The following is an 18,091-nucleotide window of genomic DNA, read 5'->3' as shown; positions in this document are numbered from 1 at the left end:
TGCGGGCGCGAACGTGCTCCCGCTCGAGGGTCAGCAGCGCTCCAGAACCACGGCCACGCCCTGGCCGACACCCACGCAAAGGCTGACCACCGCGTAGCGTTGGTTGCGCTGGTGCAAGCTGCGCGCTGCGGTGAGCGCCAGGCGCGCGCCGGAAGCACCCAGGGGATGGCCCACGGCGATGGCCCCGCCGTGAGGGTTCACGCGTGGGTCGTCGAACGGCAGGCCCAAGGCTTTCAGGCAGGCCAGCACCTGGGCGGCGAAGGCTTCGTTGATTTCGATGAGATCGACCTGGTCGAGGGTCAGCTGGGCGCGTTGCAGGGCAGTGAGGATGGCCTGGTGCGGGCCGATACCCATGATCCTGGGCTCCACGCCAATGCTTGCGGAAGACAGGATTCTTGCCAGCGGCTTCACCCCGTGCCGCTCGCCCACCTGCCGGCTGCCGATCACCAGTGCGGCGGCGCCGTCATTGATACCGGACGCGTTGCCCGCCGTGACCACGCCACCCGGGAACAAGGCGGGCAAACGCGCCAGCGCCGCCACATCCGACTCTGGCCGTGGATGCTCGTCGGCATCGACCTCCAGCATCTCGCCCCTGCGCCCTGCTGGCACGGCAATGGGCATGACCTCGCCGGCGAAGAAACCGTCCCGCAACGCCGCCTGGTAGCGCGCCTGGGAGGCCGCGGCGTAGGCGTCGGCCTCCTCGCGGCTGATCTGCATCTGCGCGGCCAGGTTGTCGGCCGTCTCCGGCATGCTGTGATTGCCGTACTGGGCAATCAGCCGGCCATTGGGAAAGCGTACGCCGATGGTGCTGTCGAACAGCTCGACCGAACGGCTGAACGGCGTCGCCGACTTGTTCATCACGAACGGCGCCCTGGACATGCTCTCGACGCCGCCCGCCAGGTACAGGTCGCCCTCCCCGCAGGTGATCGCCCGGGCCGCGTCGATCACCGCCGACAGCCCGCTGGCGCACAGGCGGTTGACGGTAATGCCCGGGACCGAGCAAGGCAGTTTGGCCAGCAGCGCGGCATGGCGGGCGACGTTGCGGCTGTCCTCGCCGCTTTGGTTGGTGCAGCCGAGAATGACTTCATCGAGTGCGGAAAGTGGAAACCCGGAGGTTTCCATCACCTGCGCCAGCACCGCAGCAGCAAGGTCGTCGGGCCGCAACGGGGCAAGGCCGCCAGCATGGCGGCCGAACGGGCTGCGCAGCCCGGAATAGAGGTAGGCATCGAGCATGGTGGTTCTCTGGAAAAAGCCGTGCGCGGCGCCCATCCCAGGCGCCACGGCACGGAAAAAGGGTTGGGTTATCGGGCCGGGATCACGCCGTTGGCCTCAAGGCTGGCAATCGCCTCGGCATCGAAGCCGTGGCTCGCCAGCACCGTGCGGGTGTGTTCGCCCAGCTGTGGTGGCGAGTGGCGCAACGCAGGCGGTGTGCGCGACAACTTGATCGGCGAACCCAGGCCCTGGTAATCACCCTGGCGCCAGATCATCTGTCGATGCTGGGTATGCGGGTGATCGACCACGGCCTGGACATTGGCGATGGCGCCGCACGGCACGCCGCGCGCCATCAGCTGCTCGGCGAGCAGCAGGCCGTCGTGGTCGGCCAGCCTCTCCTCCAGCAACGCTTTGAGTGCATCGCGGTGGCGCAGACGCTGAGCGTTGTTGGCGAAGCGCGGGTCATCGGGCAACGTGCCGGCTTCGATGAACGCGCAGAGCTTGCGGAATTGTCCGTCGTTGCCGATGGCCAGGAACACCGGGACGCTCCCCGACTGGTAGCTGTCGTAAGGGCAGATGTTCGGGTGGGCATTTCCGGTGAGCCTGGGCAGCTTGCCCGAAGCCAGGTAGTTGGGCACATGCGGGTGCAACAGCGACATGCCGCAATCGTAGAGCGAGATATCGACGTGCTGCCCTTGGCCGCTATGGGTGCGTTCGGCCAGGGCTAGCAGCACGCCGGTCAGGGCGTTGAGACCGGTCACCAGGTCGACAACCGGCAAGCCGACGCGGGTCGGGCCGCTTTGCTCGTCGCCGTTCACGCTCATCAGGCCGGCCATGGCCTGGATCACCGCGTCGTAGCCTGGCAGCCCACCCAACGGCCCATCGGCGCCAAAGCCGGTGATGGAACAGTGGATCAGCCCTGGGAAGCGGGTTTTCAAGGTGTCGTAGCCCAGCCCCCAGCGCTCCAGGGTGCCAGGCTTGAAGTTCTCGACCAGGACGTCGGCATCTTCCAGCAGGCGAATCAGCACATCCTTGCCCTGGGCCACCGAGAGGTCCACGGCCAGGCTCAGCTTGTTGCGGTTGACGCCCTTGAAGTAGGCTGCCAGGTCGCCATCGAAGGGCGGGCCCCAGCCGCGGGTTTCGTCGCCGCTCAGCGGTTCCAGCTTGATCACCTCGGCGCCGTGGTCGGCCAGGGCCTGGGTGCAGTAGGGGCCGCCCAGCACGCGGCTGAGGTCGACGACCTTGATGCCGCCAAGGGCGCCAGTCTTGTTGTTCATGGTTCTGCGCTCCCGGATCAGCGACGTGGCAGCAACGACAGCGCCGCAGCGAGGTCGATGGCTTGTTCGGATGCAACCTGGGCCAGCACCTGAGCCTGCTCGGGCGTGTGCAGCGGTTGCAGCGGATCACTGGGCAGCAACTTGTGCTGGAGCACCAGATGGGCCAGGGCCAGGCGGCGGAAGTCGCCGATGCGCATCGCCTCCCAGGCCATGAAGATGGCCGTGGTGATGTGGTAAAGCGCGCTGCCGCTGTGGCGGACTTCTTCAGTACGATCGTGCGCTGCGACGTTGCGCATGCCTTGGCTGGCAGTGTGCAGAACCCGCTCGAACAAGGCCTTGGACGCGTCGGGCAATCCGGCTTCGGCCAACAAGCCTTGCAGATACTCGGTCAATGGCCCCAGGGCGCCCTCACGCACCGTGGCGCGGGCGATGTCCAGCGCCACGATGTTGCTGGTGCCTTCCCAGATCGAACCCAGGTGCGAATCGCGCACCAGCCTGGCGTCACTCCATTCCTCGATGTAGCCCACGCCGCCGCGCACCTCCATGGCATCGCCGGTGACCCTGCGGGCATCGCGGCAGGCGCGGAACTTCACCAGTGGCGTGAGGATGCGCACGCACTTCTGCGCCGCTTGCTCGCCGGCATCGGCCTTGGGCAGCAAGGTGGCGATCTGCATGAACATCGAACGGGCCTGCTCGGTCGGCAGCATGATCTTCAGCAACTGGCGCTGCATCAGTGGCATTTCGATCAGCGCCTTGCCAAACGCCCGGCGATGGCGGGCGATGTACAGGGCTTCGGTCAAGGCGCGTCGCATCATGCCGGCCGAACGCACGCCATTGGACAGCCGCGACATGTTGATCATGTCGGCCATCTGCTGGAAGCCGCGACCCTCCTGGCCCACCAGGTACGCGGTGGCGCCTTGCAGCTCGATCTCGCCGCTGGCCATGGAGCGGGTGCCGAGCTTGTCCTTCAGGCGAATGATCCGATAGGCATTGCGCGAGCCGTCGTCGAGCACCTTGGGCAGCAGGAACAGGCTGACGCCCTTGAGGCCCGGTTGATCGTTGGAGCGGGCAAGGACCATGGCCAGGTCGGCGTCGGCGTTGGAGCAGAACCACTTGTCGCCGTAGAGCTTCCAGGCCCCGTCATGCTTGCGCGCCTCGGTCACCGTGCCGGAGACGTCGGAGCCCGCCGCCTGCTCGGTCATGAACATGGCACCCTGGAACAGCGTTTCGAAGTTGGGGTCGGTCAGCGCCGGCAGGTAGCGCTGCACCAGGGCGTCATCGCCGAACTTGCGCAGGGTGCGGGTCAGCGAGTCGGTCATGCTCACCGGGCAGCACAGGCCGAATTCCGCCTGGACGAACAGGTAGGTGAGCGCGTACTTGATCAAGGGCGAGGAACGGTCCTCGACATGGCTCATGCGCGACAGGCCCAGCTCGCCGAAGGCCACACGCTCCAGGGCCACGTAGTCGGGATGCTTGAGGATGCTCTGCAGCGCTTCGCCTCGGCGGGTGCGCTGCTGCAGGGCAGGCGCGTTCTTGTCGGCGGACAGCGCCAGCTGGTCCAGCTCGCCACCGGCGCGGGCACCCAGGCGCTCCAGCGTCGGCCTCCAGCGGGCCAGCTCGGCCGCCGGGATGTACAGCTCGAGCAGCCGGCCCAGGCTGGCATCGGCATCGAACAGGTTGATGCCTGCGCTGTCGGGGATATTGCTCTCGGTGGTCGAGAGGCTTGGGTGTGCGGCGGTCATCGGGGACGTCCTGGTTGTTTTTGTTGTCCCCGATCCTAGGAATCGCTTCGATAACTATCCAATACAAAAAAAAGACCCTACGATAAAAAAAACAGATCGTAGGAGCTGGCGGATGGACCTCAAACACTTGCGCTACTTCATCGCCGTGGCCGAAGAGCTGCATTTCGGCCGCGCCGCCGCCCGCCTGTTCATCTCGCAACCGGCGCTGAGCTTCGACATCAAGAAACTCGAGGAACAGCTCGACACGCAGCTGTTCGTGCGCACCAACAAGTTCGTCAAACTGACCGGCGCTGGCGAAACCCTGCTGGCCGAAGCGCGCAACCTGCTGGTGCAGGTGGAACAGATGAAAGCCCTGACCAAGCGCTCGGCGGCCGGCTTCATCGGCCGTGTGCGCATCGGCTTCGTCAACTCGATGCTGCACCGTGGCCTGCCCCAGGCAGTCGAGCGTTTCCAGCAGAGCAACCCCGGCGTGGAAGTGGTGCTTATCGAGATGAACAGCGCCGAGCAGATGACTGCCATCCAGCGCGGGCAGATCGACCTGGGCTTCGTGCATGGCGGCATGACCTCGCCTGGCGTGGCGTCGGAGCTGGTCATCGCCGACCCGTTCGTCTGCTGCGTACCGGCCAGCCACCCGGCGGCCGGGCGCCGGAAAATCGACCTGGCAGACCTGCGCGACGAAGGCTTCATCCTCTTCCCTCGAGCAGTATCCCCGCATTACCACGACCTGATCGTGGCCCGCTGCGTGGGCGCGGGATTCAGCCCGATCATCCGCCACGAGGCACGGTTGTGGCAGACCATCGTGACCATGGTGAGCATGGGCATGGGCGTAGCGCTGGTCCCCAAGACCCTGTCCCAGGCCTGGCCGGACAACCTCTACTACGCCGAGATCGACCAAGCCGGGGCCCTATCGGAAACGCACGCCATCTACCCCGAGGCGGCACCGGCGGTGTCGCGGCAGGCCTTCCTCAAGACACTGCGGGAATACCTGCCGACCGTATGAAAGCTGGCACCGCTACGATAAGCAAATACATATGACACGATAATAATAAAAGAATATTTATTTCCAGTCTGGCTCCCTACACTCGCCGCTCAGCACTCGATCTTGAATTCATGCCTGCCTGATGGTCTGCCGTCATGTATTCACACCCAAACAACAATAATGAGATGAGTCCATGAGCATTACGACTGCCCCCGACCTGAAGACTCAGACAGCCAAGGCAAGGCGCGCTGGGCTTGCCTCTTTTATTGGCACTACCATCGAATGGTATGACTTCTATATCTACGGTTTTGCCGCTGCCCTGGTCTTTGGCAACGTATTCTTTCCTTCCGACCTCGATCCCGGCGTCGCCACGTTGCTGGCCTTCGTCACGTTGTGGTCAGGCTTCATTGCCCGCCCGATCGGCGGCCTGATATTCGGTCACATGGGTGACAAGATCGGCCGCAAGACCACCCTGGTCATCACGCTGGTGATGATGGGGATCGCCACCACCGGCATCGGCCTGCTGCCGTCGTATGAGTCCATCGGCATCTGGGCGCCGATAGGCCTGGTACTGTTGCGGGTCATCCAGGGCATTGCCGTGGGTGGCGAGTGGGGGGGTGCCATCCTCATCGCCAGCGAACATGCGCCCAAGGGCAAGGGCATCCTCTACGCCTCGTTCGCCCAGCAGGGCTCACCGACCGGGAACCTGCTGGCAACCTTGGTGTTTTTCGCCCTCAGCGCCATGCCCACGCCGGAGTTCATTTCCTATGGCTGGCGCATTCCATTCCTGCTCTCGGCCATGCTGGTGATAGTCGGCATGGTGATCCGGCTGAAGCTGGAAGAATCCGACGACATGAAGAAGCTCATCGCGCAGAAGAAGACCGTCAAGCTGCCAGTCGCCGAAGTGCTGCAGAAGCACTGGCGCCTGGTTCTGCTGGGCGCGCTGGTGCTGCCGGTGATCCACGTTACCTACTTCAAGACCACCTTCGCGCTGTCCTGGGCCAGCAAGACGCTTGGTTACACGCAGGATACCTTTCTCAGCATCATTGTCCTGGCGCTGATCGTGCAGTTCATCTTCCAGCCAGTTGGCGCACTGCTCGCCTCTCGCATCGACATGCGCAAGGCGGTGGCGATCATGCTCATCCCCGAACTGCTGTTCATGCCGATGATGTTCTACGCCGTTGAATCCAAGGTGTACTGGCTGGCTGCGGCCGGGATGTGCCTGGCGACCATTCCCCATGCGATGTTCTACGGTGCGGTCGGCGGCATGCTGGCCCGAGCGTTCCCCGCGCGCATCCGCTACACCGGGCTTTCGCTGGCTTACCAGCTATGCTCGCTGCTGATCGGTGGTGGCACGCCGGTGCTGGCGCAGTGGGTTCTCAACTCCACGGGTGGGATCTTCTGGGTGGCCGTGGCCTCTGCGCTGTACGCGGTGGTCTCGCTGGTGGCCTCGATCATGCTGATCAACCGCACCGGCATCCACGCCAAGGATCACTCGATGGCGGAGCAGGCCGACTCGCTGAATCTGGCAGGTGATGAACCGGCTCATGCGCCAGCCAACCAACCCGCCGGGCTGGGCGCACGCGCACCTGGCGCCATCTGACCGCTGCGCAAGTAGATATCAGGAAACACTATGGTTATGGATCATTCGACGGTAGGCAGGTCTGCACCTGTAACTTTGTCCGATGCCTATCGGGGTATTGGCATCGAAGTTATTGAACTCAATAATCCTCCGGTCAATGCGCTGAGTTCAGTTGTTAAAACCGCATTGAAACTGGCTTTTGATAAAGCACAACAAGATGCACAAACTTCAGCCATTGTCATCGTGGGTGACGGTAAGCACTTCTGTGGTGGCGCCGATATCAACGAGTTTGGCCAAGTTACCCGGCCGAGCCTTTCCGACCTGTGCCTGCATATCGAACGCAGCCACAAACCCGTGGTGGCCGCGATCAATGGCACCTGCCTGGGAGGCGGGCTGGAACTGGCCATGGCCTGCCATTACCGAGTTGCCGCGAACATTGCCAGGCTAGGCTTGCCGGAAGTGGAACTTGGTTTGATTCCAGGGGCCGGAGGCACCCAGCGAGCACCTCGGCTGATGGGCTGCGCTGCAGCATTGGAGTTGATCCTCGGGGCCAAGCCGATCACTGCCCAGGCGGCATTGGCCAGCCAACTGGTAGATCAGTTGGCTGATCAAGCCGACGTGCTCAAGGCTGCACTGCATGTCGCGCAGCGTCTGGCCGAGCAAAACGGCCTACCCCGCCGCAGCTGCGCCATGCCGGGGCTTGTCGACCCGGCGCCGGCCCGAGAGGCAATCGAGAAAGCGCGCACTGGGATGGCACGATCAAAGGGCCTGTTTGCGCCGCACCGGGCCCTGGATGCCATGGAGGCCGCTATCGAGTTGCCGTTCGAGGAAGGCCTGGCCGTGGAAAAAAGCCTGTTCGAGCAGTGCCGCCAAAGCCCCCAACGGGCTGGGCTGGTTCATATGTTCCTGGCCGAGCGCAAGGCCGCGAAAGGCCCCGAGCTGTCTCAGGCCCAAGCGTTGCCGATCAAGGTAGTGGGTGTGATCGGCGCAGGCACCATGGGTGCCGGTATCAGCCTGGCACTGCTCGATGCAGGCTATGAGGTGATCCTGGTCGAGCGTGAGCAAGCGTCCTTGAGGCGTGGCGTCGAGCGGATCCGCGACACCTACGACAAGCAGGTATTCAAGGGCAGAATCAGTGAGGCCAGCAAACAGGAACGTCTCTCCCGCCTGACCAGCACCGTCGAACTCAGCCACCTCAAGCCAACGCAGCTGGTGATCGAGGCCGTGTTCGAAGACCTTGCAGTCAAGCAGCAGTTGTTCCGCCAGCTCGGTGAGATCTGCAGCGCAAACACGATTCTCGCCACCAATACCTCGTACCTGAACGTCAACGAGATCGCGCGCGTGGCCGTCAATCCGACGCGTGTCATCGGCCTCCACTTCTTCTCGCCGGCCAACATCATGAAGCTGGTGGAGATCATCGTTGCCGAGCAGACCCATGCCTCGACCACCGCCACGGCCTTCGCCCTCGCAGCCAAGCTACGCAAGACACCGGTACGCGCCGGGGTGTGCGATGGCTTCATCGGCAACCGCATGCTTGCGGTGTACCGCGAGGCCGCCGACCTGACGGTGCTCGACGGTGCTTCGCCGTACCAGGTGGACCAGGCAATCAAGGCATTCGGCTTCGCCATGGGGCCGTTTGAAGTGATGGACCTGGCTGGCGGTGACATTGCCTGGGCAACTCGCCAGCGCCGGGCAGCGCTGCGCGACCCACGGCTGCGCCTGTCGGGGGTGTCGGACGCGCTGTGCGAGCAGGGTTGGTTCGGGCAAAAGACCGGCAAAGGTTACTACCTGCATGAGCCTGGCTCCCCGGCGCGCCCCAATCCGCAGGTCGAGCGCATCGTCGAACAGATGCGCCAGGCTTCAGGCATAACGCCCATGGCGTTTTCCGACACAGACATCACCGAACGCTACCTGATGGCGATGATCAACGAAGGGGCCAACGTTCTCAAAGACCACATCGCCCTGCGCCCATCGGATATCGATGTGGTGCTGGTCAATGGCTACGGTTTCCCTCGGCATCTCGGCGGGCCCATGTATCACGCCGACCAGCTAGGGCTCCCGGCCGTGCTGAGCAAGCTCGAACACTACGCCGAGCGTGATCCGCTTTTCTGGCAGCCTTCGCCGCTGATTGCCAAGTTGGTCCTTGAGGGGCGTACGTTTCAGGAACTGAACGACCAGCTCATTGATCCAGGTAATTGAATGCCTTTGATGGAACGCCCTGAGCCCCCTCTGCGAGTTTGATCCAGGGCCCGCACACATGCACTCGACCCGATTCGCAATGCGTGCTTCAGCGGACAGGGAGGAGCCAGTGAAATCAGGCTCCTTCACTGTGCTGATCATCAGAAGATCGAAACAGGGTACTCAGTGGTGACCACGATCTCGTTGATGTCACCGCCCCGGTCCGAACTGCGGTACATCGCATTTCGCACGCGGAAACTCAAATCCTTGGCGGGGCCTGACTGCACCACGTATCGCACGTCGATGTCGCGTTCCCAGGCTTTGCCATCACGGCCGGTGGCGGTCGTGAAATCAGTGCCGCGCAGGTAGCGCGTCATGAACGTCAGGCCTGGCACACCATAAGGTGCAGCATCCAGGGTGTAACGCACCTGCCAGGATTTTTCACCTTCGTAGTTGAAGTCCGAATACTGGCTGGAGTTGGCCACGTAGATCGCACTGTTGCCCTCCACGCCATAGCGGAAATCCCCGGTACCGTGCACCTGCTGATGCGCCAGCATGAAGGTGTGCGCGCCAGTCTTGTAGGACGCGGCAAGGCTCCAGATCCGGTTGTCCAACTCCCCTCCCAGTTCATCACCCTGACTTCGGGTGGCGTAGAGGTTGGCGTCGAACTTGAGCGCCTGTGCTCCGTTCAATGGCAAGGTCCAGATCAGCCCGCCGTAGTTCTTGCGCCAGTAGTCCTGCACATCCGAGTGGTAAAGACTCGCCTGGACGTTGGAACTGAAATCCTAGACCATGCCCCCGGTCCATTCACCCATCGTAAAATCGTTTAAATGCAGCCCATTGCCTTGTGCTGCTTGCGAAGTTGCGCAGGGGAGATCGAAAAGCGCTTTTTGAAACTTTTGCAAAAGTGAGTGCTGTCGGAAAAGCCACACTCGTAAGCGATCTGGGCCACTGATCGATCGGTGTTCTGCACGAGCCAGTGGGTATGGTCGAGCCTGAGCTCACGCCAAAAGGCCGAAGGGGAAACCTTGAGGTGCTGGTCGAATGCCTTGGTGAGTTGCTTCTCGGTAGCACCGATCAAACGCGCCAGAGCGCTGATGCTGAGGTGCTCGTACATACGCTCACGCATCACCGTAACGGCCTGGACGATACGGCGGTCCGTGCAGTTGAGTGCCAGCTCTTCCAGAGGGTGTAACTGGGTCGTGGTGATCTTCAGCTGAGTACTGTTCGCGACCAGATACTGGATGGCTTTTTGCGCCCGAGACTGCCCACAGTGGCGCAACACGATTTCGCGGGCTGCCTCCACGGCAGCGATTCCACCCGGGCAGGTCAACACATCGCCATCGCGGACCAGGGGCAGCCCCTCGATAGGGCGAACGTTGGGGTAACGCTTCTGCAGTACCTGTTCGAGGGAAAAATGTACCGCGCAGCGTTTGCCATCCAACAGCCCCGCCTCGGCCAGCACGAAAGATCCCGTGCATAGCCCGATCAGTTTCACGCCGTGGGAATGGGCCAGACGAAGGTAATCCAGGAGCTCCACAGGAACCCCTTTCTTCGAATGGATCGGTCCCCCGACCACCGCGAGGTAGTCATAGGCGCGAGGGTCGCACAGCAACGACTGCGGCTCTACCCGATATCCACAGCTTGAAGGGATGGCGTCCCAGGAATGGGACAGCAGCGTCCACTGGCAATAAATCTGCCTGCCGAAGTCGGCTTCGTCGGCGGCATGACGAAGGCAGTCGGTAAACAGAGCCAGCGGTGAGAGGGTGAAATCCGGTGTGACCATGATCCCTACCTTGAGGGCCGGGTCGACCTGGGGCACCTCTTTGCGCGGGCTGATGAGGGCCTCCAGAGATTCCGTGTGTGCAAGTGACATGGCCACCTCGAAAGGGAGAAAAATACCGATATTCTTCCTTTTTTCACTATAACCGCGGTGACTGTCAAGTCTAATCTGAGCGCCATCCACACGGCAGACGAGCAGACAAGATGAACAATAAAGCCTCTGCAAACAATGATGATGTGATCAACCTGCGTTTATACCCGGACGTTCCGCTAAAGCTTGAAAGAATGGACTCACATCACAGCATCCAAACAAAAGTGTTGCACCTCAAGTCGGCCAATACCTAGCCCCTACTGAGTTACATCTTTTGCACCGACCAGGCTGCAGCGCTATCTGCTGCTGGACAAGAACTGCCTTCAACAAAATAAATAACTCACGAGGTGGCGTAATGGGTGCTGATTCATTGCATCTGGAAGACAATGTCTTCGATTCCAGATTTGAGCGCTTTCAAAGAAAAGTTACAACGTGCGCTGCGGGTGGCAAGCTCTGTGATGGATGGATTCTTGCGGTCATCGGCATTGCACTTCCCCTGAGCACGACCGGCCTTGGCGTTTCTGCAACCCTGGAGGCCCTGATTGGCTCAGCCTCCTTGATCGGCCTGTTCATCGGCGGCCTGTTGTTTGGTTGGGTGACGGACAAGATTGGCCGGAAGAAAATGTTCCTCGCCACCCTCGCCACCTTCCTGATTTGCTCGGTGCTGCAGTTCGTCGTCACTGATCCTCTACAGTTGTTTTTGCTTCGCGTACTACTCGGGCTGGCGGTGGGTGCCGATTACGCAGTGGCGGGCGCATTCGTCGCTGAGTTCAACAGCAAAGAGCGCCGTGGACCCGGCCTCGCAGGGCTATTGATCTGGTGGTATATCGGGTTCACGGTTGCCGCGACCCTGTCGATCCTGGCAATCAATGCTATGCCTGACCAGCCGGATCTGTGGCGCTACATACTGGCCAGCAGCTTCCTGCCGGCAGCCGTGATGCTTGTTCTGCGCGTCGGCCTTCCCGAGTCCCCGCGCTGGCTGCTGAGCAAAGGTAGAGAAGCCGAAGCGCGTGAAGTTGCGGAGCATTACCTGGATCCTGTAACTCGTGCGGATCTATTCAAAGAGAAGATAAATTCCCTGAGCTATGGCGCGCTGTTTTCCTCGCGTTATATCAAGAAGACGATCCTCACCAGCGTGTTCTGGATGGCACAGATCACGCCGTTCTTTGCGATCTACATCTTCATGCCGAAGATCCTTCAGGCGATCAATTTCGGTTCGAACTCGAAGCTGGGAGAAATTCTTCTGTATGTTTTCCTGCTGATCGGCTGCCTGGTCGGTGTCTCACTGATCAACCGCCTGGGCCGTCGGAAGCTGCTCATCACCACCTTCGTTGGCCAGGTGATTCCACTGCTGATTCTGGGTATCTGGCCCGACAGTCACTCTGTCGTGTTGATCGTTCTGTGCTTTGGGATCTTCGCCTTCTTCCATGCGGCGGGCAGCACGCTGCAGATGCTCTACCCGAGCGAGATCTTCCCTACTGAGATCCGGGCAACTGGCGTCGGCTTTGCTGCAGGGATGAGCCGGCTTGGCGCAGCAGTGGGCACCTTCTTGTTGCCCATCGGCCTGGCCAACTGGGGATCAGGAAGCGTGATGCTCATCGGTGCGGCAGTCAGCGCCGTTGGGCTGCTCGTGGCCTTCGCCTGGGCTCCCGAGACCAAAGGCCTGGAGCTTTCACAGACCACCAAATAATCCCTGCACCGCGTCATTGCTCAATGGCGCGGAGGCTTCAACTACCAAAAACAATTCTCCAAGTGGAGTCAGGTCATGGCTATCGTCAAAAACAATGATCGCACGTTCAAACTGGGCATGCATTCGTACTCGCTGCACCTTAGCGGCTGCGGCGAAAGCTGGGGCTTCGAAGGCAATTACGCCTTCGAGAGAACCATCGACATCTTCAAGTTGATGGAACTCGCTGCGCAATGGCGGCTGGATGTGCTGCACATCACCCTCGTCGACCTGGATAACAATGTCAGTGACGAAAACCTGCGCAAAGTCAAAGCAGCAGCCCTGCAACACAACCTTGAACTTGAGCTGAATGTTTCCTTCAACGCCCCAAGCGATCCACGTGTCAATGCGTCGGTCGAGCAAGCCTTGAACATCGCCAATGCCATTGGCGCCAAGCTGGTGAAGTTCAGCCTGGACATCAGACGCGCCTCTCCCATTTACGGCTCAACCCTTCGCTCGGATGTGGTTCTACAACTTGCTGAACGCATCCGCGAGTTCCAAAAGAATATCCCGCTGATCGAGCAGTACGGCCTGAAGATCGCCCTCGAAAACCACTGCGACCTGTTTGCCGACGAGGTCATCTGGATCGTGGAACAACTGCACCACCCACTGATTGGCGCCTGCCTGGACACCATGAACTCCCTGGTGCTCGGGGAAGGTGTGGAGGAATGTGTTCGCAAGCTGGCCCCCTATGCCTACTGCGTACACTTCTGCGATCTGAAAATCGTCGTCGACCCCAACGGTACCCATTCGATTGGCACTGCCGTCGGGCAGGGCGACAACGACTGCGTGAAGATCATGCAGGCGCTGAGGGCAAATGCCCCTGAGGCACTGGATACCATCATTTTCGAGGTCGAACTGCCCCTGTCTGGCTATTCCATCGAAGAGGGCCGCGAGCTGGAACTGAAGGCCGCCAGAGACAGCATCGACTACCTGCACAACACGCTCAATGTCGGACTGAAGCGCTGATCGCACCCTCGCCCACGAAGTGAGTTGGTTCCTTCACGGCCTCTTGCTTCGTGGCATAACCGTCGCTATGTACGCTTTTATATCGAAAAGCCAGCGTTTTTAACCCAATGATGATCTGGGTTGCGCATTACCTGAGTGCGTTGGCCAAGTCACTGATGGATGATGCACCAGGCGCAACAGCCAGAGAAACTGCTCGCAGTGATGCATTCCCACACGTTCCGAAATACGTCCTTCCCGTTATATCGATTGCTTGAGTGCCAAGCGAACAATCGAGTGCAACCCTCTTCGGTTGAGGGGGCACAACTTGGGGGGCACGATCGTGAAGGGTTATTGGCTGATCTTGGGTGAAGAGATCACGAGCACTGAGGCTCAAGAGCAATACGCACGTCTGTGGCGACCCATCGCCGAACAATACAGGGCCGTCCTGAAACCACTGGATGTTTCCGCGCTGAAAGAGGCCGGTAACGCTCGTCGCCTACTCGCAGTCGAGTTCGACTCACTCGCCACAGCGCATGCCTGCTACAACGACCCAGCCTACGCTGAAGCCCTGGTTTACGCCGTACGCGCATCCAGCCGGCAGCTTCTGATCATCGAGGGCAACCTCGCCTGACAGCCTTCTCCACCTACCGCATTCACAATCAATAACAAGGAAGAACGCGTATGGAAAAGCAACTGACTGCTCTCGCTCTCGCCTTGGCGCTCAGCTCGACAGCCAACGCCACGGAGCTGACAGTGATCTCGTATGGCGGGGTCAGCAAGACCGTCCAGACCGAGGTTTTCTACCAGCCATTTGAAGCCGCCCACCAAGCCAAGCTCATCGCGGGTGAATACAACGGTGAAATGGCCCGGATCAAGGCGATGGTCGACACCAACAGCGTCAACTGGGATGTCGTCCAGGTCGAATCTGACAAACTTGTGCGTGGGTGTGATGAAGGGCTGTTCGAACCGCTGGATACGCAACGGATCGGCAAGGCTGCTGATTTCGTTCCCGGGACACTCTTGGAATGCGGTGCCGGATTGCTGGTCTGGTCGATGACCATGGCCTACAACGCCGACACGCTCAAGGACGCACCACAAGGATGGGCGGATTTCTGGAACGTCACCAAGTACCCAGGAAAGCGCGCCTTGCAGCGAGGCGCCAAATTCACCCTCGAAGCAGCACTGCTTGCCGATGGCGTACCTCAAGACCAGGTGTACCAGATTTTGGCTACCCCGGAAGGCGTTGACCGGGCGTTCAGCAAGCTGGATGAACTCAAACCCAATATTCAATGGTGGGAAGCCGGGGCGCAGCCGATGCAATACCTGGCCGCGAAAGATGTAGTCATGACCACTGCGTTCAATGGACGCATCTTCGCCGCAGAGCAGTCTGGCGCTCACATCAAACCGGTTTGGGGAGGGAGCATTCATGCGATTGATTACTGGGCCATTCCTCGCGGCAGCAAGAACAAGGCACTTGCTGAAGCATTCATTGCCTCGACCCTCACGCCAGAGGCGCAGAAGCTCCACTCGACGAAACTTGGGTATGGATCGGTCAACGTGCACACTGCCGCGTTGCTCGACAAAGGCATCGCTGCTCAGTTGAACACTGCGCCTCAGAACATCAAGCAGTCGCTGGCCTTCGATAACGAGTTCTGGATCAACCATGGCGAAGAGCTGGAGGCGCGCTTCAACGCTTGGATAGCAAGAGGCTGAGCTCGGGGCAACCGCGATCGACAGGCAATCACCTCGATTGGAGGCCAAAGAAGGCCAGCCCAGTCATACGGCACTCGGTCGCAACAAACGGTTGGGGGGGAGCCCGGCGCAGTCTGACGCCGGGCTGAGTGACATCAGAAAGGCTTGGTAGGCAGGTATTTGCCGTCCAGGGTGATCACAGCGCGATGGCCACCGTCCGGGTCTTCGACTTTCTTGATATCCAGCTTGAAGTTGATGGCGCTGATGATGCCGTCACCGAACTTCTCGTGAACCAGTGCTTTGAGGGTAGTGCCGTACACCGACATCATCTCGTAGAAGCGGTAGATGGTCGGGTCGCTCGGCACACCGTCGAAGAAGCTGCCCCGAATTGGCATCGACTGCAGCAGAGTGACTTGATCAGCATCAAGGTCAAGCTTTTCGCCTACCACCTTGGCGGCGCTTTCAGGCAGCGGGTGCTGACCAAGCAAGGCTGCAGTGACGAAGGCTTCGGACAGGCCGGTGCCATCAACGATTTCTGCGAAGGAAAGATCCTTGCGAGCCTTGGCCAGGATGATGATTTCGGTCAGTTCCTGGCGAGCGGTGCGAGTAGCTTGAGTCTGGATCATGGTGAATCTCCTGGGTAGATAAAGGTGCAGGTACAGGTTTCAGGCAACGTGCCTGGCTTGTTGGGAAACGGCGTGAACTTCAGGGTTTTCGGCGAGAGACACGAAGGTGCCGGTGCTGCCATCAAAGGCATCGATACGCCCGGTTTCGATGTCATAGATCCAGCAATGCAACGTGACGCGCCCTTCTTCGAGCGCCAGGCGAACGGATGGGTGGGTCTGGATGTTGGCCAGTTGCGCGATGACGTTTTCGCGCACCATGGAAGCGACTTTGCTGGGTTTATCGAGGTGTTGACGGGCTTCGTTAACCACCTTGGCCGAGTCGGCGTAACGCAACCAACCGGCTACAGCAGGCATGTGATCCAGGCAGTTGCAGGTTGCGATAGCGGTCATCGCCCCGCAGTCCGAGTGACCGCAGATCACGATGTCTGCGACGTTGAGTCCGGCCACCGCGTATTCGACCGAGGCCGAAACGCCCCCAGGCTCCGGGCCATACGACGGCACGATGTTGCCGGCGTTGCGAATTACAAACAGATCGCCTGGCTCGCGCTGAGTCACCAGTTCAGGCACCAGTCGGCTGTCTGAACAGGAGATGAACAGCGCCTTCGGGCTCTGCTGATTGGCCAGGTCCTTGAACAGTTTGACCCGCTCAGGAAAGGCGTTTTGCTGGAATTTCAGAAAACCGTCGATGATCGCTTTCATGGTTGCTGTCTCAATGTCGCTGGGTGTGAGACAAAGATTAAGTAACACATGGCATAAGGTAAAAGTCTCATTTATTATGAGTTGGATCAGATAATCTTATGAGTCAACTTATGCTCGCTCGACACATCCAGTATTTCCTGGCGGTTGCGGAACATCTCAGTTTCACGAAGGCTGCAGCGGCTCTGCATGTCTCTCAGCCGGCCCTTTCGCAGCAAGTAAGGCAGCTGGAAGAGAGTCTTGGAGCCCAATTATTCGACCGCTCAGGGCGCACGACGCGGCTGACAGACGCAGGCGATGTCTACCTTCGCTATGCACGCCGGGCGTATCAGGCGTTGCGGGAAGCTAAAAGCGCTATTCATGACGTGAGCGACCTCAGCCGTGGCTCATTGCGCATTGCCGTAACGCCGACATTCACCACCTATCTGGTGGGGCCGCTGATCGAGGCATTTCACTCCAGGCATCCCAACATCACCGTCAACCTGAAAGAGATCTCCCAGGAGCGCATCGAGGAATTGCTTTTGGCAGGAGAACTGGACGTAGGAATCGCGTTCGATGAAATAAATACACCGGACATTGAAGCCGTCCCCTTGCTGAACGAAACGCTCGCGCTAGTGGTGAACCGAAAACACCGCTTGGCCGAGGAGCGGGCAATAACATCGCAAGGCCTGAGTGTTGAGTCTCTGGTTCTACTCAGTACAGAGTTTGCCACGCGTGAACAAATCGACCGCTACTGCCGCAAGCACGAGATTCGCCCCCAGGTGCAGATGGAGGCCAATGCCCTTGGGGCAGTGATTGAGATCGTTCGACGAACGCATCTTTCGACGTTACTGCCTGCCAGAATTGCGTTGGCCCATGACGACCTGGTGGCCATCACCCTGGAGCCAGAACGCTTGCAGCGAACTGCCGTTCTTTTACGGCGAAAGGAAGCGTATCTGAGTGCAGCGGTGGGGGTTTTCATCGAGCTGGCTAAAGAAGTGTCCAGCGGTCTTGATGGGTCAGACAGCCCATGGGGAAAGCAAAAAACCTGATCCTTCAGTTGTGAAGGATCAGGTTCAGCATGGCTCAGAGACCCAGTTCAGTCAGGCCTGGGTGATCATCCGGACGTCGCCCAAGGGGCCAGTGGAACTTGCGCTCGCTTTCCTTGATGGGCATATCGTTGATGCAGGCGAAGCGGCGGTGCATCAGGCCATCCGCCTCAAACTCCCAGTTTTCGTTGCCGTAGGAGCGAAACCAGTTGCCCGAATCGTCGTGCCACTCGTAGGCGTAACGGACGGCGATACGGTTGTCGGTGAATGCCCAGAGCTCTTTGATCAGACGGTAGTCCAGCTCTTTCTTCCATTTGCGAGTGAGGAAACCCTGGGCTTCTTCACGATTGTTCGCAAACTCGGCCCGGTTACGCCATTTTGTGTCCAGGGTATAGGCGAGCGCAATTTTTTCAGGCTCGCGGGTATTCCAACCATCTTCAGCGAGCCGAACTTTTTCAATCGCCGATTCGCGAGTAAAAGGAGGAAGTGGCGGGCGAACTTGTGCGTTGGACATGGTAATGCCTCCAAATCA

General features: G+C 60.1%; 15 protein-coding genes and 1 pseudogene. 8 read left to right on the top strand and 8 right to left on the bottom strand.

Annotated elements, in window-relative coordinates; genetic code table 11:
- Nucleotides 1–30 precede the first annotated feature (30 nt).
- From ACIPW4_RS13195 to ACIPW4_RS13185, 3 genes are all read right to left on the bottom strand, one after another.
- Nucleotides 31–1,233 (bottom strand): 3-oxoadipyl-CoA thiolase, encoded by a 1,203-nt coding sequence (locus ACIPW4_RS13195; protein ID WP_400658428.1) that lies wholly within the window; start codon nucleotides 1,231–1,233, stop codon nucleotides 31–33.
- 68 nt (nucleotides 1,234–1,301) lie between these two features.
- Nucleotides 1,302–2,489, bottom strand: coding sequence for a CaiB/BaiF CoA transferase family protein (locus ACIPW4_RS13190; RefSeq protein ID WP_400658426.1), 1,188 nt, complete (start codon nucleotides 2,487–2,489; stop codon nucleotides 1,302–1,304).
- Between the two features lie 17 nt (nucleotides 2,490–2,506).
- The gene (locus tag ACIPW4_RS13185) at nucleotides 2,507–4,231 is read right to left on the bottom strand and encodes an acyl-CoA dehydrogenase family protein (protein ID WP_400658424.1); all 1,725 of its coding nucleotides are present in this window, start codon (nucleotides 4,229–4,231) and stop codon (nucleotides 2,507–2,509) included.
- Nucleotides 4,232–4,343: 112 nt separating this feature from the next.
- On the opposite strand from ACIPW4_RS13185, the gene ACIPW4_RS13180 reads away from it, so the two are divergent.
- The 3 genes from ACIPW4_RS13180 (at nucleotide 4,344) to ACIPW4_RS13170 (ending at nucleotide 8,991) form a co-directional block, all read left to right on the top strand.
- Entirely contained in the window at nucleotides 4,344–5,231 is an 888-nt protein-coding gene (locus ACIPW4_RS13180; protein WP_400658422.1) for a LysR family transcriptional regulator, read from the top strand.
- A 172-nt stretch (nucleotides 5,232–5,403) separates the two neighbouring features.
- Nucleotides 5,404–6,813, top strand: a complete 1,410-nt coding sequence (locus ACIPW4_RS13175; RefSeq protein WP_400658420.1) for an MFS transporter — start codon at nucleotides 5,404–5,406, stop codon at nucleotides 6,811–6,813.
- Nucleotides 6,814–6,843: 30 nt separating this feature from the next.
- Nucleotides 6,844–8,991 (top strand): 3-hydroxyacyl-CoA dehydrogenase NAD-binding domain-containing protein, encoded by a 2,148-nt coding sequence (locus tag ACIPW4_RS13170; protein WP_400658418.1) that lies wholly within the window; start codon nucleotides 6,844–6,846, stop codon nucleotides 8,989–8,991.
- Nucleotides 8,992–9,131: 140 nt separating this feature from the next.
- Here the strand turns inward: ACIPW4_RS13170 and ACIPW4_RS13165 are convergent.
- Nucleotides 9,132–9,740, bottom strand: a pseudogene (locus ACIPW4_RS13165) (OprD family outer membrane porin); the annotation flags it as partial.
- A gap of 56 nt (nucleotides 9,741–9,796) precedes the next feature.
- A complete protein-coding gene (locus tag ACIPW4_RS13160; RefSeq protein WP_400658416.1) occupies nucleotides 9,797–10,846 on the bottom strand; it encodes a GlxA family transcriptional regulator in 1,050 nt (349 codons plus the stop codon).
- Nucleotides 10,847–11,198: 352 nt separating this feature from the next.
- Between ACIPW4_RS13160 and ACIPW4_RS13155 the strand changes: the two genes are divergently transcribed.
- The 4 genes from ACIPW4_RS13155 to ACIPW4_RS13140 all read left to right on the top strand — a co-directional run bounded on the left by ACIPW4_RS13155 (nucleotide 11,199) and on the right by ACIPW4_RS13140 (nucleotide 15,230).
- Nucleotides 11,199–12,533, top strand: a complete 1,335-nt coding sequence (locus ACIPW4_RS13155) for an MFS transporter (RefSeq protein ID WP_400658414.1) — start codon at nucleotides 11,199–11,201, stop codon at nucleotides 12,531–12,533.
- Between the two features lie 75 nt (nucleotides 12,534–12,608).
- Entirely contained in the window at nucleotides 12,609–13,538 is a 930-nt protein-coding gene (locus ACIPW4_RS13150; RefSeq protein WP_400658412.1) for a sugar phosphate isomerase/epimerase family protein, read from the top strand.
- Nucleotides 13,539–13,842: 304 nt separating this feature from the next.
- Entirely contained in the window at nucleotides 13,843–14,148 is a 306-nt protein-coding gene (locus ACIPW4_RS13145) for a DUF1330 domain-containing protein (RefSeq protein WP_400658411.1), read from the top strand.
- 50 nt (nucleotides 14,149–14,198) lie between these two features.
- On the top strand, nucleotides 14,199–15,230 hold the full coding sequence (locus ACIPW4_RS13140; RefSeq protein ID WP_400658410.1) for an ABC transporter substrate-binding protein: 1,032 nt from the start codon (nucleotides 14,199–14,201) through the stop codon (nucleotides 15,228–15,230).
- Nucleotides 15,231–15,364: 134 nt separating this feature from the next.
- Here ACIPW4_RS13140 and cynS read toward each other — a convergent pair whose 3' ends face one another.
- Both cynS and ACIPW4_RS13130 read right to left on the bottom strand, forming a co-directional pair.
- Nucleotides 15,365–15,835, bottom strand: a complete 471-nt coding sequence (cynS, locus tag ACIPW4_RS13135; RefSeq protein ID WP_019471981.1) for a cyanase — start codon at nucleotides 15,833–15,835, stop codon at nucleotides 15,365–15,367.
- A 39-nt stretch (nucleotides 15,836–15,874) separates the two neighbouring features.
- Nucleotides 15,875–16,534: a carbonic anhydrase gene (locus tag ACIPW4_RS13130; protein WP_400658408.1), complete on the bottom strand. Its 660-nt coding sequence runs from the start codon at nucleotides 16,532–16,534 to the stop codon at nucleotides 15,875–15,877.
- A gap of 110 nt (nucleotides 16,535–16,644) precedes the next feature.
- Between ACIPW4_RS13130 and cynR the strand changes: the two genes are divergently transcribed.
- The gene (cynR, locus tag ACIPW4_RS13125; protein ID WP_400658406.1) at nucleotides 16,645–17,562 is read left to right on the top strand and encodes a transcriptional regulator CynR; all 918 of its coding nucleotides are present in this window, start codon (nucleotides 16,645–16,647) and stop codon (nucleotides 17,560–17,562) included.
- Nucleotides 17,563–17,596: 34 nt separating this feature from the next.
- Here the strand turns inward: cynR and ACIPW4_RS13120 are convergent, their stop codons facing one another.
- Nucleotides 17,597–18,073 carry a nuclear transport factor 2 family protein gene (locus ACIPW4_RS13120; RefSeq protein WP_132841731.1) on the bottom strand — a complete coding sequence of 159 codons (477 nt, stop codon included), beginning with the start codon at nucleotides 18,071–18,073 and terminating at the stop codon, nucleotides 17,597–17,599.
- Between the last annotated feature and the right edge of the window lie 18 nt (nucleotides 18,074–18,091).

The sequence above is a fragment of the Pseudomonas sp. NPDC089996 genome (assembly GCF_044748405.1).
Taxonomy (GTDB): Bacteria; Pseudomonadota; Gammaproteobacteria; order Pseudomonadales; family Pseudomonadaceae; genus Aquipseudomonas.
This window is presented reverse-complemented; position numbering and strand designations above follow the sequence as displayed.